Below are 14,873 nucleotides of genomic sequence, written 5' to 3' on the forward strand. Positions count from 1 at the left end.
GGGTGCGTTCTGTCTCTGATTAAGAAGGCACCGATTCTGCGGCCGCGTTGCCGGGCCCTGGTGGTACATATGTATATGCGCAAAAAAAATGCCGGGTCGCTCAGCGGCCCGGCATTGTCTTTTCAGCGATCGACCTCAATGGCTGGAAGGCAGGAACTCGAACAGCGTCTTGCAGACGCCGGCGATGTGCTCGTCCAGCAGTTTCACCGCCCGTTCGACATCACCGGCCCGGCAGGCATCGAGGATTTCCCGATGCTCGTGGTCGGCGCGTTCCTTGCCGGCCGACAAGCTCATCTGCATGCGCAGGTAACGCTCCAGCTTGTCGTGGACCGAGCGGATCAGGCCGACCAGGAAGGGCCGTTGTGCCGGCTCGTAGAGGCAGGCGTGCAACTGCCAGTTGAGTTCGGCCCAGCGCCCGACGTCATCCTCGCCGATGAACTCGCGACAAATGGCCTCGGCGCGAGCGAAGGTGTCTTCGGTCATGTTGGGAATCGCCAGGCGCAGCACCTTGTCCTCCAGCAACATCCGCACTTCGAACATCTGCGCCAGCTCCACCTCGGACATCCGCGTGACCATCGCGCCGCGATTGCGCTGGAACATCACCAGCCCTTCGGCCTCCAGCCGCTTGAGGGCTTCGCGCACGGGGATCTTGCTGACGTTGAACTGACGGGCGATATCGTCCTGGCGAATCGGCTCGTCCTCGGCAAAATGCCCGGCCACGATGGCCTCGCGCAGGTGCCGGGTGATGATTTCCGAAGTGGAAGGGGTGTTGCCCAGGTCAGGCAGTTTGAACTTGGATAAAGTCACGGCGGCGGGTCGGTTGCTGAGTTGGGGATATGGTATACGACTTGGTGGCGGTGGTGTCGAGGTGTCTCGACCCGGGTCGCCCCTTCAGCGCAGGTGCTCTTGTGGCGAGGGAGCTTGCTCCCGCTGGGTTGCGCAGCGGCCCCAATAGCTGCGATTGCTGCGCAATCGAACGGGAGCAAGCTCCCTCGCCACAAGGGGTTTGTGTTCAGCTGTGGGACATGCGGATTACATAAGCCTCTGTCCGAACGATGACCCATCCCGTTACCAACGCACCCAGCGACAATGCCACCCCAAACAGGACCAACGCCACATCGGCGCCGAACCGGTCAGCCAACAGGCCTGTGACCACCACCGGAATGCTGAACCCGACGTACGCGAACAGGAAGAACCCGGCACTGACCCGGGCCTTTTCCTGGCCGGCCAGTGCGGTGATCGCCGATAGCCCGCCCAGGTACAGAAAACCATAGCAGGCACTGCTGGCCCCCAGCGCCCCAAGCAGTACCGCGATCAGCGAACCGCTGCTCGCGCCCCAGGCCAGCAGCGCATAGCTCAAGGGCAGCACCAGCAAGCCAAACCCGGTGGCCCGGGCCGGGTGCAGGCGACGCACCCAGGGTTGGAACAGCAACCCGCAGCTGATCACGGTGAAGGTCGACAGGCCCGACCATTGCTGCAGATCGTGGCGTGCCAGCACCGAGGGCAGTATCGCGATGACCAGGCCCGAGGTTGCCCAGGCCAGCAGCATGGAGAAGCCGTAGGGCAGGCTGCCGGTGGGGAACAGCGGCAGGCGTAGCATCGGCGCCCGGGTCGTTCTGGCGGCAGGGTCCGGCAGCCTGGACACCACGAGGAACGCGACAGCGGCCAGGAACAACTGCAACCAGAAACTGCCGGGCACCACGCTGTGGTGGACGAACAGGAACAGACTGGTCAACGCCGCCCCCAGGCCGAAGCCCAGGGAGGTGCTGGCGGTGATCCGATTGGCGGCGGAGCGGGTATCGCTGCCCGCCAGCAGTTCGGTCATGTAGGCCGTCGACGTCGCTGAGGCCAGACCCGTGCCCACGCCCATCATCAGCCGTGCCAGGCCCAGCGCGACGAGGTTCGGCCAGATCGAGGTGATGACGGTTGCCAGCATCGACAAACCCAATGCCAGCAATATCAGCGGCCGGCGTCCTACCCGGTCGGCCAGCCCGCCGAAGGCCAGCAGCACCGGCAACACTCCCAGTACATAACATGAGAACGCCACCGCCGTAGCACCGGCGCCGTAACCGGACGCCTGGGCATAGGTGGTGTAGAGCGGCGCCTGCAGGTTGACCGCGAGGGTGATCAGGCAAAGGCCGAAAGCCAGTCCCCATGAATGTCGCTGCTGTGCGTTCAAGCGTGTTCCCCGAAAGTCGTCAAATGGCGTCTACGGGACTATCACTGCCGGGCTTCGCGGGAACAAGGAACAGGCCGAGGGGTTTTGTGATTAACTGTTCGCTCGAAATCGGCGAACACTTCAAGAGCACCCCGCATGGACCTGAACATCGATCGCAATGCCGCCGAGCCCATGACCCGGCAACTGATGAGTCAGCTGGTGGGTTGGATCGACAGCCATCACATCCGCCCCGGTGCCCGAATGCCTTCCATCCGGCAATTGGCCCAGGAAAATGACGTCAGCCTGTCGTGCGTGATCAAAGCCTATGACCAACTGGTCGCCAGCGGGGTGCTGGAGTCCCGGCATGGATCGGGTTTCTTTGTCGCCCAGCAGGTGTTCCGGCCCGGGGAGCCGGATGCTGAAACAGCCGAGGGGGCATGGACGTTGTTCGACAACGAGTCGACGCTGCTCAAGCTCGGCTGCGGCTGGCTGCCTGACTCCTGGCGCGATGACACCGACCTGGGCCAGGCGATCCGCCAGGTGGTGCGCAGCGACAACCACGCACTGTTCAACTACAGCACGCCCCTGGGCTCTGTTCCTCTGCGCCAGCACATCCAGAAACGCCTGGGGCTGATCGACATACATGCCGATCTTGCGCAGATCCTCACCACCCAAGGCGCCAGTCATGGCCTCGACCTGTTGGTGCGCACGCTGCTCAAGCCCGGTGACCTGGTCCTGGTGGAAAGCCCCGGCTACTACAATCTGTTCAATCTGCTGAAGTTGCACGGTGTCAGGACCCTGGCGGTACCGAGGGGCACCCAGGGCCCGGATATCGCCAGCCTCGAACGCGTGCTCGGCCAGCACAAACCCGCCTATTTCTTCATCAACAGCATGTACCAGAACCCCACCGGCACCAGCCTCGCGCCGAGCGTCGCGTATCGTCTGCTGCAACTGGCCAACCAGCACGATTTCCGCCTCATAGAAGACGACATCTACGCCGACTTCCAGAATGGACCAACGTCCCGCCTCGCGACCCTGGATGGCCTGGACCGGGTGATCTACCTGGCGAGCTTTTCCAAGACGCTGTCCAGTTCGCTGCGCATCGGTTACGTGGTCGCCCAGCCCGAGATCGTCAACCGACTGGCCGAGGTCAAGATGGTGACGGGTATCGGCTGCTCGTTGTTGGCGGAAAATGTCGTGGCGACGCTGCTCGCCAACGGGGCCTATCGCAAGTTGCTGCAACGCCTGCGCCAGCGTTTGAACAAGCAGATGGCGAGCACCCTGCGCCAGCTTGACCAGGCGCACTGGGAGGTTTTCGCCGAGCCGACCGGAGGCCTGTTCGTATGGGCCCGGCCCCGGTATGTGGAGAGCGGGCGGGTGCAGCAGATTGCTCGCGAAGCGCTGGTCCAGCTCTCTCAAGGGGCCAGTTTCATGCCGGCGAGGGAGACCTGCGACTGGCTGCGGCTGAACGTGGCGTTCGTTCAGGACGTTCGTGCGCAGACGTTTTTCCGGCGGATAGAAGAGGCGTCGCTGGCTGAACAGAGAAATGAAGCTGTCTGAAAGTTTGTGGGAGCGAGCCTGCTCGCGATAGCGGTGGGTCAGTAGAAAAATTCCAGCTGACACACCGCTATCGCGAGCAGGCTCGCTCCCACAATGGAACTCGCAGACCGTAGAGACAAGATGATAATGGGAATGTATGTCAAACAGGAATGAGTTGCTGTATCTTTCACGACACATTCTTGTCTGCCGTCCGGAGACGGTCGGTGTTTTTCCATTAAGGTTGTGTTTCGATGCGTCGGATTCTCGTTTCATTGTGTGTGCTCCAGGCCTATTCCGTTTCCACCTGGGCTGATGAGCCCACTGCCCCGGACCGGGCGCCGCTGGAGTTGCAGGCCACGGACATCGTGGGCCTTTCGGACAATGAAACCGCACAGGGCCCCGTCAACGGTTATCACGCCACCCGTTCGGCGAGCGCCACGCGCACCGACACCGCCATCCATGAAACCCCGCAATCCATCAGCGTGGTGTCCCGCGATGTGGTGGAAGACCTTGGCGCCACGCGCCTGCAGGATGCCCTCGATTACGCGGGCGGGGTGGGGCGGGCCAACAACTTCGGCGGCCAAGGCCTGACCACATTCACGGTGCGCGGCTTCACCACCGGAGAGTTCTACCGCAACGGTTTCCCGATCAACCGTGGCTACCCGAACATGCCCGACGCCAACACCATCGAGCGGCTTGAAGTGCTGCGCGGTCCGGCGACCATGCTGTACGGTCGCGGCGATCCGGGCGGCACATTCAACGTGGTGTCCAAGCAACCGCTGGCCGAGCGCACGGTGACCCTGGGCAGCCAGCTCAACGACCAGGGCATGCGTCGCGGCACGCTGGATGCGTCCGGCCCGTTGGATGAAGAGGGGCGCCTGGCCTATCGCCTGAACGTGATCGGCGAGGGCGGCGACACCTTCCGTGACCACGTCGAGACCGAGCGCTACGGCGTCGCGCCGGTGGTGACCTGGCAGGTCAACGACACCACCCGCCTGACGTTCGAAGGCGACTTCATGCGCAACAACCATCCGCTGGACCGTGGCCTGACCCATTATCCAGGCCAGCGTGGCACGGCTTCCCGCGATACCTTCTTCGGCGAAAAAGACGCCGGCAAACTGCACAACGACAACAACATGCTACAGGTGCGTTTCGAGCACATGCTCAACGACGACTGGACCCTGGCCGGCGGCACCCAGTGGCTAGACGGCACGTTGCAGGGTAACGCGGTGGAAGGCAACGGCATCGCGGCCGACGGGCGTACCCTGGGTCGTAACTTCAATTACCGCAAACTGGAATGGACCGACCGCGACACGCAGCTCAACCTCACCGGGCATTTTTTAACCGGCGGTTTCGAGCACACGCTGTTGACCGGGGTCGAGTACGAAGACTACGACTATCAATCCATCATCCAGCGTTCCGCCGCCGGAGCGGGCGCCTACCCGATCGATATCTTCAATCCGGTATATGGCCAACCTCGTCCGGCATTGACCCGTACGCCTACCGATGATCAGGAAAACCTCAAGACGTTCGGCGTGTTCGTCCAGGATCAGGTGGCGCTCACCGAGCACTTGAAGCTGTTGGCGGGGGCGCGTTTCGAGCGTTTTGAGCATGAGTACGAAACGTTTGTCCCGCAGAATCCGCCTGGCAGCAGGAACTGGAGCGTAACCGACAGCGCCGTAACCCCGCGCCTGGGTGTGATCTACGATCTGACCGACACGGTGGCTGTCTACGCCAATACCGCTCGCTCTTTCAAACCCAACACCGGCGCCAGCCGTGAGGGACAAGGGAATGGTTTCAAGCCGGAGAAGGGCAAGTCCTATGAAATGGGTATCAAGTGGGAGGCACTGGATCGTCAGTTGAGTGTCGACGCCGCCATCTATCAGATTGAAAAACGCAACGTGCTCGCCACCGATCCAGTGGATTCGACGTTCAATGTGGCGGCAGGCGAAGTACGCAGCCGTGGCTTCGACCTGAACGTGGCCGGCAACCTGACGCCGGAATGGCGCATGATTGGCGGTTACGCTTATGTCGATGCCGAGGTGACCAAGGACATCAGCATCCCTAGCGGCACCCGCCTGCTCAACGTGCCGAAGAACACCTTCAGCCTGTTGAACGTCTACGAGTTCCAGGACGGTGGCCTCAAGGGGCTGGGCCTGGGTGTAGGAGCCAAATACGTGGATGAGCGGGCCGGCCAGACCGCGGCGAATGCATTCTCGATGGACAGCTACACCGTCGTCGACCTGCTCGGCTACTACAAGGTCAACGAACGGATCCGTCTCAACCTGGACCTGAAGAACCTGTTCGACGCCGATTACGAGGAAGGCGCCTTCGGCAACGTCTACGCCTACCCGGGCGCACCGCGAACGGTGCAGGCAGGCATTTCCTACACCCTCTAAAGCAAGTGCAATCCCTGTGGGAGCGAGCCTGCTCGCGATGGCGATAAGTCAGTCAATACTGGGCTGACTGGGATGACGCCATCGCGAGCAGGCTCTCCCACAAAGGCAACTGCGGCGACTCCTACCACTTGCCCGTGCTCATCCCGCCATCCACCGGCAGTACCGCGCCGGTGGTGAAATCGGCGCTCGCCAGATACAGCACCGCCTCGGCGATTTCCCCGATGGTGCCCACGCGACCGGCCGGAGCCAGGTGGTTGAGGAATTCGCGATGGGCCGGGTCATGCATCGGCGTATCGATGATCCCGGGCGCAACGGCATTGACCTTGATGTTGTGCGGCGACAGTTCAAGGGCCAGGGCACGGGTCATCTGGTTGACGCCGCCCTTGATCAACACTGGCAACGCGGCCGGTACCTGGATATTCGGTTGCAGGGCCACGGCGGCGGAAATGTTGATGATGAAGCCCTGCCGACGACCGATCATGTGCGCGGCAGCCGCCTGGCTGGCGTAGACCAAGCCCTTGAGATTGGTGTCCAGCAACGACTCCAGATCCTGGGGGCTGTATTCGATGAAGGGTTTGGGCAGGAAGAACCCGGCATTGTTCACCAGCCCATCAACGGCGCCGAACGCTTCGACGGCCTTGGCAATGAGCTGGGTCGAGGTCGCAGGGGCGGCGATATCGCCGGCCACACCGATGAAACGGGCCGAGTGATCGAGCCGCCCGGCGGCATCCTCCAGCCCCGCGCGGGATCGGGCATTGCCGACCACGTTGTAACCCCGATCCAGAAACGCCTTGACCAGACCCAGGCCGATGCCGCTGGAGGCGCCGGTGATGATGACGGTTTTGTTGAGACTCATGATGTGACTCCTGATCGTTGTGTTGAACCGCTGCGCCGGTAGTGACGCTGGTTGAGATCAGGGTATTGATGCGCTAAGGGTTGATAAACGGGGTGGGCGGTACTTGAGTTGATACCTGATGTAATCAATCGCCCATTCAACCCAAGCCCCTGTGGGAGCGAGCCTGCTCGCGATAGCGGTGTGTCAGCTGGAAATTATTTACTGACACACCGCTATCGCGAGCAGGCTCGCTCCCACAAGGCTAAGTCGGGTTTTGGCAGGCACAAAAAAGCCCGGTCAAATCAGGCCGGGCTCGATAGAAGCAGATCCTCATTCCTTGGGAAGACTTCGATACTGCGTCGTCGTCATGCCCGCATAACCCCAGTTATCCGTATCGACTTCTTCGATCACGATATGGGTCAGGTGCGGATCCTTGCCCAGTACGCGCTGGAGGGTTTCGGTGATTTCCGAGATCACCTGGGCTTTCTGTTCGCGGGTGACGCCATCGCGGGTGATACGCACATTGACGAAAGGCATGTTGCACTCCTGCTGGTTGAGAGAAGCTGCGCAGGCTATTCCTGCACAACCGAAGCCACTGTATTTATACGCCACGGACTGATAAACAGGCAGCTGCGATCTTCAGTTGATACACGGTGTAATGAATCATGAAGCGACATTTCGAAGACCTGCAGTTGGGCAGCATAGAACTGTTTTGCCTCGCGGCCGAAGCGGGCAGCTTCACGGCGGCGGCCCAGGTGGCGGGCGTGACCCCGGCAGCGGTCAGCCGTTCGATCTTTCGCCTGGAGGAACGCCTGGGCTCGCGCCTGTTCGTGCGCACCACCCGCAGCATCCGCCTGACCGACGCCGGCAAGACCTACTTCGAGCAGTGCCGGCAGGCTTTGACGCAATTGGTCGAGGCACAACAGGAAATGATGGGCGCGCAATCGGTGCCGTCCGGGCAACTGCGCATCAGCCTGCCCACCACCTATGGTCATCACCGGATCCTGCCCTTGCTGCCGGCTTTCCGTGCGCAATATCCGCAAGTCAGCGTGGACGTGCACCTGAGCAATCGGAACATCGACTTCGTCGCCGAGGGCTATGACCTGGCGATTCGGGTCCGGGCCCAGCCGGACTCTTCGCTGATCGCCCGGTTACTGGAAGACGCCAGGCTGGTGGTGGTCGCCGCGCCGGACTATCTGCGCAAGGCCGGCACGCCGCGCACCCTCGAAGACCTGGACGATCACGAATGCATTCAATTCGAATTGCCCAGCAGCGGCCGGCGGATTTCCTGGTTGTTCAATGCCGATGGCAAGGAGCGGGAGGTGTTCGGCCAGGGCAACTATTGCTGTTCGGACGATGTACTGGGCGGCGTGACGCTGGCCAGGCACGGCGCGGGATTGTTCCAGACCTACCGCTTCATCGTCGAACAGGAACTGGCAAACGGAAGCCTGGTGGAAGTGCTGCAGCCTTTCAGTGGCCGCTCACGTCCCTTCACCTTGCTCTATCCCCATGGCCGCTACATGCCCCAGCGGGTCCGCGCCTTCGTCGATTTCCTGTTGCAGCAGCGGGAGCAGTGGGCGGGTACCTAGGGACAATCCCTGTGGGAGCGAGCCTGCTCGCGATGGCGTAGTAACTGGACTGACGCCATCGTGAGCAGGCTCGCTCCCACAGGGTGAGGCGATTAGAACTTGAACGCCTGCCGCCCGATCAGCAGCCACTTGCCATTCTTCTGCTTCTGCCAGATCTGGAAGTTCTCGATTTCAGTCGGCACGATGTCGGTGCCCTTGATCGCCTGGGCCGAGAAATGGTTGCGCACCAGGGCGGTGTCACCTGACAGGGTGATTTTCTGATTCTTCATTTCCAGGGTCTTGAACGCGCTCTTGCCGGTTTCGATGTCGGCGATGAAGGCTTGCTTGTCCTGGATGTTGCCGCTGGAGTGACCGTAGGTGAGGTTCTCGGCGGCCAGGGCCTGCAACTGAGGGATGTCCTTATGCAGCATGGCCTGGGTCAGGTGGTCGACGGCCTGGGCCACGTCTTGCTCGGCTGAAGCAGCGGCGGTGGCTGCGTAGCCGCCGAACAGGCACAGGAAGCTCATCACCAATGTCGCTTTTTTCATGGGGGTGTCCTTGTTGTTGTAGGTATGAGGAATGAGTGCTTTGGATTGCACTCATCTGTCATCGTACAACTACTTTGGGGCGCCGGGATAGATCAGATTCGGATCAACCTGCAATCAGCCACCTTGGAAGCGCTTACTTGTGGCGAGGGAGCTTGCTCCCGCTGGGCCGCGCAGTGGCCCCTGGGACTGGCGCCGGAGTTCATCAGATCGATAACGGCGGGGGTTGCTTCGCAACCCAGCGGGAGCAAGCTCCCTCGCCACAGGGGATATGCTGGCTGGACACATCCTAGTCACAGTCCCTCGCGAACCGCCCCACGAATCCCTTCCAGCAACATGGTGAACGCCGGGTTGTCATTGTCCTCGCGCCACACCAGATGCAACTCGCTCTGCACCCCTTCGCCCAGATCGATCTCCCGGAACACCACCTGCTTGAACACCACGCTGGTGGCACAGCGTGGTACCAGCGCCAGTCCCATGCCGGCATTGACCAGTGCCAGGATCGTCAGTGACGACCCCAGCCATTGTACGAATTGCGGCGCGACCCGGGCCGAGCGGAGCATGCCGGTGAGTAATTCGTTGAAGGGCGGGTAGGCGGAATGGGAATACATCAGGAACGGCTGGCCATCGAGGTCCTGGACACTGACGGATTCGGCACGGGCCAGCGGATGACCGGCAGGCACCGCCAGCACGAACGGCTCGCGCACCAGGCACTCGGTCGCGTAGCCGGTTTCCAGCAGCGGCGAGCGGACGATGCCCAGGTCGATGCGCCGCGCGCGCAAGGCTTCATGCTGCTGGTAGGTGTTCATCTCCGAGAGGACGATTTTCACCTGGGGCTGTTTCAGCCGTGCCTCGGCGATGACCTTGGGCAGAAACTCATAGACCGCGCTGCCGACGAAGCTGATGGTGACCGAGCCGATGTCGCCCTGGGCGAAGCGCCGGGCGGCCGTGGCGGCTTGTTGCGCCTGCTCCAGCAGGTTCTGCGCTTCGATGAAAAAAGCCCGGCCGGCGGCGGTGAGGGCAACGCTGCGGGTGCTGCGGGTGAAGAGTTCGACGCCCAGGTGATGCTCCAGCAATTGGATCTGCCGGCTCAAGGGCGGCTGGGTCATGTTCAACCGTTCGGCGGCGCGGCGGAAATTGAGTTCCGTCGCGACCGTGGTAAAGCAGCGCAGCTGGGCCAGTTCAAACATTGATTCAATCCGGGTATCAATCAAGTGCCAAGTTAGATTAGACGGGAACAATACACCCCGTCCATCATCGAGCCGTTCCCCACAAAAACAACGATTGGGAGGCTCCCTTGAATAACGTACCGGACTCCACGCATGACAGTACCCTGGCGCGCGCCGCAGCCAAGGTCAAACGTCATGTACTGCCCCTGGTGGTGGTGATGTTCATCGTCAACTACATCGACCGGGTCAACATCGGCTTCGTGCGCAGCCACCTGGAAACCGACCTGGGCATCGGTGCCGCCGCCTATGGCCTTGGCGCCGGGCTGTTCTTCGTCGGCTACGCGCTGTTCGAAGTGCCGTCCAACATGCTGCTGCAACGCTACGGCGCCCGCGCCTGGCTGACGCGGATCATGTTCACCTGGGGCGCGGCGGCGATGGCCATGGCTTTCGTGCGCGGTGAAACCAGCTTCTACGTGCTGCGCTTCATTCTCGGCGCGGCGGAAGCGGGCTTCTTTCCCGGCATCATCTACTACTTCACCCAGTGGTTGCCGGCCAACGAGCGCGGCAAGGCGATGGCGATCTTCCTCAGCGGTTCGGCCATCGCTTCAGTGATCTCCGGGCCGGTGTCCGGCGCGCTGTTGCACGTCAGCGGCATGGGCCTGCATGGCTGGCAGTGGATGTTCCTGATCGAAGGCTTTGCCTCCATCGTGCTGTGCGGGTTCGTCTGGTTCTGGCTGCAATCGCACCCCAACCAGGCGAAATGGCTGACGGCCGAAGAGAAAGCCGTGTTGACCGCGACGATTGCCGAAGAACAACGGGCCCGGGAAGCCGCCCAGGTGGTCAAGCCATCGATGTTCAAGCTGCTCGCCGACCGGCAGATCGCGCTGTTCTGTTTCATCTATTTCTCCATCGCCCTGACGATCTACGGCGCCACGTTCTGGCTGCCGAGCATGATCAGGAAAATGGGCAGCCTGGGAGATTTCCAGGTCGGTCTGCTCAACTCCATTCCGTGGATCATTTCCATCGTGGCGATGTACGGCTTCGCAGCCCTGGCCGGCAAATGGAAATTCCAGCAGGCGTGGGTGGCGGCGACGCTGGTGATCGCGGCGTTCGGCATGTTCATGTCCACCACCGGCGGGCCGGTCTTCGCCTTCGTCGCCATCTGTTTCGCGGCCATCGGTTTCAAGGCCGCGTCGGCGCTGTTCTGGCCGATTCCCCAGGGTTACCTGGACGCCCGCATCGCGGCGGCGGTGATTGCCCTGATCAACTCCATCGGCAACCTCGGCGGCTTCGTCGCACCGACGGCGTTCGGTTTCCTGGAGCAGACCACCGGCTCCATCGAGGGCGGCCTGTATGGCCTGGCGATTACCTCGCTGGTCGCCGCCGTGGTGATCTTCTTCGCCCGTACCTCACCGGGGCGCGACACGCCCAACTCATTGTCCGGCAAGCGTGAAACCGTCGCGCAGGCCCATCCACCGGAAAACACCCAAGCCCTGAACCCTGGCCTATCGGGAGCCGCTGTATGAAGATCAAACGCGTCACCGTCACCCCCATTGCCTTTCGCGATCCGCCATTGCTCAACGCCAGCGGCATTCATGAGCCGTTCGCGCTGCGCTCGATCATCGAGATCGAGAGTGACAACGGCTACATCGGTCTGGGCGAGAGCTACGGCGATGCGCCGGCCCTGGCGATCCAGCAACAACTGCAGGACCAACTGATCGGCCTGGACCCGTTCAATCTCAACCAGTTGCGGGCCATCGTCCAGGCCACCGTCGCCGCGCAGCGGCCCGCCAGTGTCGCTGGCGCCGAACTGGCGCCGGGCTCCCATGCGAGCAAGGCGGTGAGCAACGCGTACTCGGCATTCGAAGTGGCCTGCCTGGACCTGCAGGCCCACTACCTGAACGTGCCGCTGGTGGATCTGCTGGGCGGGGCGATTCGCGAGGAAATCCCGTTCAGCGCCTACCTGTTCTTCAAGTACGCCGAGCACATCGACTCGCCGTATCCGCCGGACAGCTGGGGCGAGGCGCTGAATGAACAGCAGATCGTCGCCCAGGCCCGGCGCATGATCAGCGACTACGGTTTCAAGAGCATCAAGCTCAAGGCCGGCGCATTGGAGCCGGAGCATGAAGTGGCGTGCATCAAGGCGCTGAAGCAGGCGTTTCCCGGCTACCCGTTGCGCATCGACCCGAATGCCAACTGGTCGCTGGAAACCTCCATTCGCATGGCCGAACTGCTCGGCGACGACCTGCAGTATTACGAAGACCCGACACCGGGACTGGAGGGCATGTCCGAGCTGCACAAGCGCACCGGCCTGCCGTTGGCGACCAACATGGTGGTCACCGATTTCGATGAATTCCGCCGCAGCGTGGCGCTGAACAGCGTGCAGATCGTATTGGCCGATCATCATTACTGGGGCGGCCTGCGGGACACCCAGGCGTTGGCGAAAATGTGCGACACCTTTGGCCTCGGCGTGTCGATGCATTCGAACTCGCACCTGGGCATCAGCCTCATGGCCATGGCCCACGTGGCGGCCGCGGTGCCGAACCTGGATTACGCCTGCGACACCCATTATCCGTGGCAGGAGCCGGATGAGGAGGTGATCAAGGGCGGCAAGCTGCCGATTGTCGACGGCTGCGTGAAGATCACCCGGGCACCGGGACTCGGGCTGGAGCTGGACCGGGATCAACTGGGCATGCTGCATGAACAGTTCCTGCGTTGCGGCATTCGCCAGCGCGACGATGTGCGGCAGATGCAGCGCTACCGGCCGGACTGGAAGACCGTCAAGCCGAGATTCTGAACTGAAGCAAGGGGGCCTGCTGCGCAGGCCAGCGGGAGCAAGCTCCCTCGCCACAGGCTCGCATCCGCGCTCAAGAATGAAGGCGAACCCTGTTTTCGTGGCGAGGGAGCTTGCTCCCGCTGGGCTGCACAGCAGCCCCAAGCCCGGATAACTCGGTATGACTGTCCAATGATCTGATCTGCCCAACCACCTTGCGGCCCCCACCCAAAGTACCGCGCCCGTCGGCATGGCAGTCTTACACCCAAACTGCCGCGCCGGACCGGCGCTTCCAAAGCACCCGCCAATTGCCTCCAAGGCAGCGTATGGCGGGGCCTGCAGCCTTTCGATAATCGCCTCCGACATCCCGTCCCCTGTTGCGGAGCGCGCCATGCACAACAATAAAAATACCCGTCGCCGTTTTATGCCTGCGGTCATCGCCAGCCTTTCGACCCTCGGCCTGACGCCTTGGGCCCAGGCTGAAATCATGCTGTACGACAAGGACCAGACCACCTTTTCCACCGATGGCTACATCAACGCCTTCTACGTCAACAGCGACGTGGACCGGGCGGGGGATCAGTTCGACCGGCGCCAGGCGCGGGTCAAGATGGGTTTCCTGCCCAACTACCTGGGCTTCAACATGAGCAAGCAGGTCGATGACCTCAAGCTCGGCGCCCGCGCGTCGTTCTGGGTAACCATCAACGACAGCGAGACCAACGGTACCGACACCGCCATCGACGTGCGCCAGTTCTACGGCACCGTCGCCAACCCGGAGTGGGGCGAGGTGTTGATCGGCAAGGACTTCGGCCTGTTCGCTCGTTCCAACATCCTGCTCGACGAATTGCTCGCCGGCTACGGCCAGGTCAGCGACACCCTGGGCCTGGTGGACGGCGGTGGCGTGTCGTTCGGCAACATCGGCAGCGGCTATCCCTATCCGTTCCCGACCTCGCAGATCACCTATCGCACCCCGGTCATGGACGGGCTGCGGGTGGCGGTGGGGATCATGGACCCGGTGGACACCAACGACAACAGCGCCACCGGCAAGGCCTACCAGGAAAACCCGCGTACCGAGAGCGAGATCACTTACCAGTTCGACCTCGGCGGCGCGAAGATCTACAGCTGGCTCAACGGCAGCTACCAGACCTCGGACAACACCGATTCCACCGTCGAATCGGTGACCTCTAAAGGCCTGGGTTATGGCGTGCAGGCGAAGATGGGCGGCTTGTCGCTCACCGGCTCCGGGTTCCAGGCCAAGGGCATCAATCCGTTCTTCACCAACAACGCCGGCGAAGCCACGTTGCGCAACGTCGACAGCAAGGGCTATCTGTTGCAAGGCTCGTACAAGCTGGGCAAGAACCGCCTGGCGCTGTCCTATGGCAAGACCGATGACGACGGCAACGGCGTGGTGGGCAGCGGTGCCGATTACGAAACCCGCGGCATTGCGCTGTTCCATGACGTCAACGACAACCTCAAGCTCGTGGCCGAGTACAACCAGTTCGAAATCAACGGCCACGATACCAGCGCGCAGAATGAAGACACCGATACGTTTGCGGTGGGGGCTGTGTTGACCTGGTAATACCTAAGGCAACACAACCCCTGTGGCGAGGGGATTTATCCCCGCTGGGCTGCGAAGCAGCCCCTTTTTCAGTCACCCAGATTTGTGTCGACTGAACTGTTTTCTGGGGCCGCTCCGCGACCCAGCGGGGATAAATCCCCTCGCCACAAAGGTGTTCCAGCTTAGGTCAGTGTTTTTGTGGTGGCCCCAGCCGTGCGCATCGCGGCCCGGGCCGCCACCGTTCTCATCCCATGGAAGCGCACACCCGCTACCCAAGTAGCATTCGTGGGCCCGGCGCGGCTTCGTACACTCAAGGCTCCTGTCACGGAGGC

Annotated in this window: 12 protein-coding genes; 6 read left to right on the forward strand and 6 right to left on the reverse strand. The window is 62.1% G+C overall.

Annotated features, from left to right (window positions below; translation table 11 throughout):
• Positions 1 to 135 precede the first annotated feature (135 nt).
• Positions 136 to 807 carry a GntR family transcriptional regulator gene (locus N005_RS20955; protein ID WP_047702939.1) on the reverse strand — a complete coding sequence of 224 codons (672 nt, stop codon included), beginning with the start codon at positions 805 to 807 and terminating at the stop codon, positions 136 to 138.
• Positions 808 to 1,012: 205 nt separating this feature from the next.
• Positions 1,013 to 2,179: an MFS transporter gene (locus N005_RS20960; protein ID WP_047698867.1), complete on the reverse strand. Its 1,167-nt coding sequence runs from the start codon at positions 2,177 to 2,179 to the stop codon at positions 1,013 to 1,015.
• 135 nt (positions 2,180 to 2,314) lie between these two features.
• Between N005_RS20960 and N005_RS20965 the strand changes: the two genes are divergently transcribed.
• Together N005_RS20965 and N005_RS20970 are read left to right on the forward strand one after the other, a co-directional pair.
• Positions 2,315 to 3,718 (forward strand): aminotransferase-like domain-containing protein, encoded by a 1,404-nt coding sequence (locus N005_RS20965; RefSeq protein WP_047698869.1) that lies wholly within the window; start codon positions 2,315 to 2,317, stop codon positions 3,716 to 3,718.
• A 230-nt stretch (positions 3,719 to 3,948) separates the two neighbouring features.
• Complete coding sequence (locus tag N005_RS20970) at positions 3,949 to 6,096, forward strand: TonB-dependent siderophore receptor (RefSeq protein WP_047702940.1); 2,148 nt, start codon at positions 3,949 to 3,951, stop codon at positions 6,094 to 6,096.
• Between the two features lie 121 nt (positions 6,097 to 6,217).
• Here the strand turns inward: N005_RS20970 and N005_RS20975 are convergent, their stop codons facing one another.
• Together N005_RS20975 and N005_RS20980 are read right to left on the reverse strand one after the other, a co-directional pair.
• Complete coding sequence (locus tag N005_RS20975; protein ID WP_047702941.1) at positions 6,218 to 6,952, reverse strand: SDR family NAD(P)-dependent oxidoreductase; 735 nt, start codon at positions 6,950 to 6,952, stop codon at positions 6,218 to 6,220.
• Between the two features lie 309 nt (positions 6,953 to 7,261).
• Complete coding sequence (locus N005_RS20980; RefSeq protein WP_003202537.1) at positions 7,262 to 7,468, reverse strand: tautomerase family protein; 207 nt, start codon at positions 7,466 to 7,468, stop codon at positions 7,262 to 7,264.
• 128 nt (positions 7,469 to 7,596) lie between these two features.
• On the opposite strand from N005_RS20980, the gene N005_RS20985 reads away from it, so the two are divergent.
• Positions 7,597 to 8,520 carry a LysR family transcriptional regulator gene (locus N005_RS20985; RefSeq protein WP_047702942.1) on the forward strand — a complete coding sequence of 308 codons (924 nt, stop codon included), beginning with the start codon at positions 7,597 to 7,599 and terminating at the stop codon, positions 8,518 to 8,520.
• A 92-nt stretch (positions 8,521 to 8,612) separates the two neighbouring features.
• On the opposite strand, the gene N005_RS20990 is transcribed toward N005_RS20985, so the two are convergent.
• Both N005_RS20990 and N005_RS20995 read right to left on the reverse strand, forming a co-directional pair.
• Positions 8,613 to 9,047, reverse strand: a complete 435-nt coding sequence (locus tag N005_RS20990) for a nuclear transport factor 2 family protein (RefSeq protein ID WP_047702943.1) — start codon at positions 9,045 to 9,047, stop codon at positions 8,613 to 8,615.
• Positions 9,048 to 9,337: 290 nt separating this feature from the next.
• Positions 9,338 to 10,234, reverse strand: coding sequence for a LysR family transcriptional regulator (locus N005_RS20995; protein WP_047702944.1), 897 nt, complete (start codon positions 10,232 to 10,234; stop codon positions 9,338 to 9,340).
• A gap of 107 nt (positions 10,235 to 10,341) precedes the next feature.
• On the opposite strand from N005_RS20995, the gene N005_RS21000 reads away from it, so the two are divergent.
• The 3 genes from N005_RS21000 (at position 10,342) to N005_RS21010 (ending at position 14,562) form a co-directional block, all read left to right on the forward strand.
• Complete coding sequence (locus N005_RS21000) at positions 10,342 to 11,739, forward strand: MFS transporter (RefSeq protein ID WP_047702945.1); 1,398 nt, start codon at positions 10,342 to 10,344, stop codon at positions 11,737 to 11,739.
• A complete protein-coding gene (locus N005_RS21005; protein ID WP_047702946.1) occupies positions 11,736 to 13,010 on the forward strand; it encodes a glucarate dehydratase family protein in 1,275 nt (424 codons plus the stop codon). Before N005_RS21000 ends, N005_RS21005 begins: the two co-directional genes overlap by 4 nt.
• Before the next feature lie 367 nt (positions 13,011 to 13,377).
• Complete coding sequence (locus tag N005_RS21010; RefSeq protein WP_047702947.1) at positions 13,378 to 14,562, forward strand: porin; 1,185 nt, start codon at positions 13,378 to 13,380, stop codon at positions 14,560 to 14,562.
• Positions 14,563 to 14,873: the final 311 nt, after the last annotated feature.

The organism is Pseudomonas mediterranea CFBP 5447, from assembly GCF_000774145.1.
GTDB lineage: Bacteria > Pseudomonadota > Gammaproteobacteria > Pseudomonadales > Pseudomonadaceae > Aquipseudomonas > Aquipseudomonas mediterranea.

What these genes read in the sequence shown, in the direction of transcription:
- N005_RS20965 (WP_047698869.1), top strand. Translation starts at nt 2,315, where the DNA reads ATGGACCTGAACATCGATCGCAATGCCGCCGAGCCCATGACCCGGCAA.
- N005_RS20970 (WP_047702940.1), top strand. Translation starts at nt 3,949, where the DNA reads ATGCGTCGGATTCTCGTTTCATTGTGTGTGCTCCAGGCCTATTCCGTT.
- N005_RS20975 (WP_047702941.1), bottom strand. Translation starts at nt 6,952, where the DNA reads ATGAGTCTCAACAAAACCGTCATCATCACCGGCGCCTCCAGCGGCATC.
- N005_RS20980 (WP_003202537.1), bottom strand. Translation starts at nt 7,468, where the DNA reads ATGCCTTTCGTCAATGTGCGTATCACCCGCGATGGCGTCACCCGCGAA.
- N005_RS20985 (WP_047702942.1), top strand. Translation starts at nt 7,597, where the DNA reads ATGAAGCGACATTTCGAAGACCTGCAGTTGGGCAGCATAGAACTGTTT.
- N005_RS20990 (WP_047702943.1), bottom strand. Translation starts at nt 9,047, where the DNA reads ATGAAAAAAGCGACATTGGTGATGAGCTTCCTGTGCCTGTTCGGCGGC.
- N005_RS20995 (WP_047702944.1), bottom strand. Translation starts at nt 10,234, where the DNA reads ATGTTTGAACTGGCCCAGCTGCGCTGCTTTACCACGGTCGCGACGGAA.
- N005_RS21005 (WP_047702946.1), top strand. Translation starts at nt 11,736, where the DNA reads ATGAAGATCAAACGCGTCACCGTCACCCCCATTGCCTTTCGCGATCCG.
- N005_RS21010 (WP_047702947.1), top strand. Translation starts at nt 13,378, where the DNA reads ATGCACAACAATAAAAATACCCGTCGCCGTTTTATGCCTGCGGTCATC.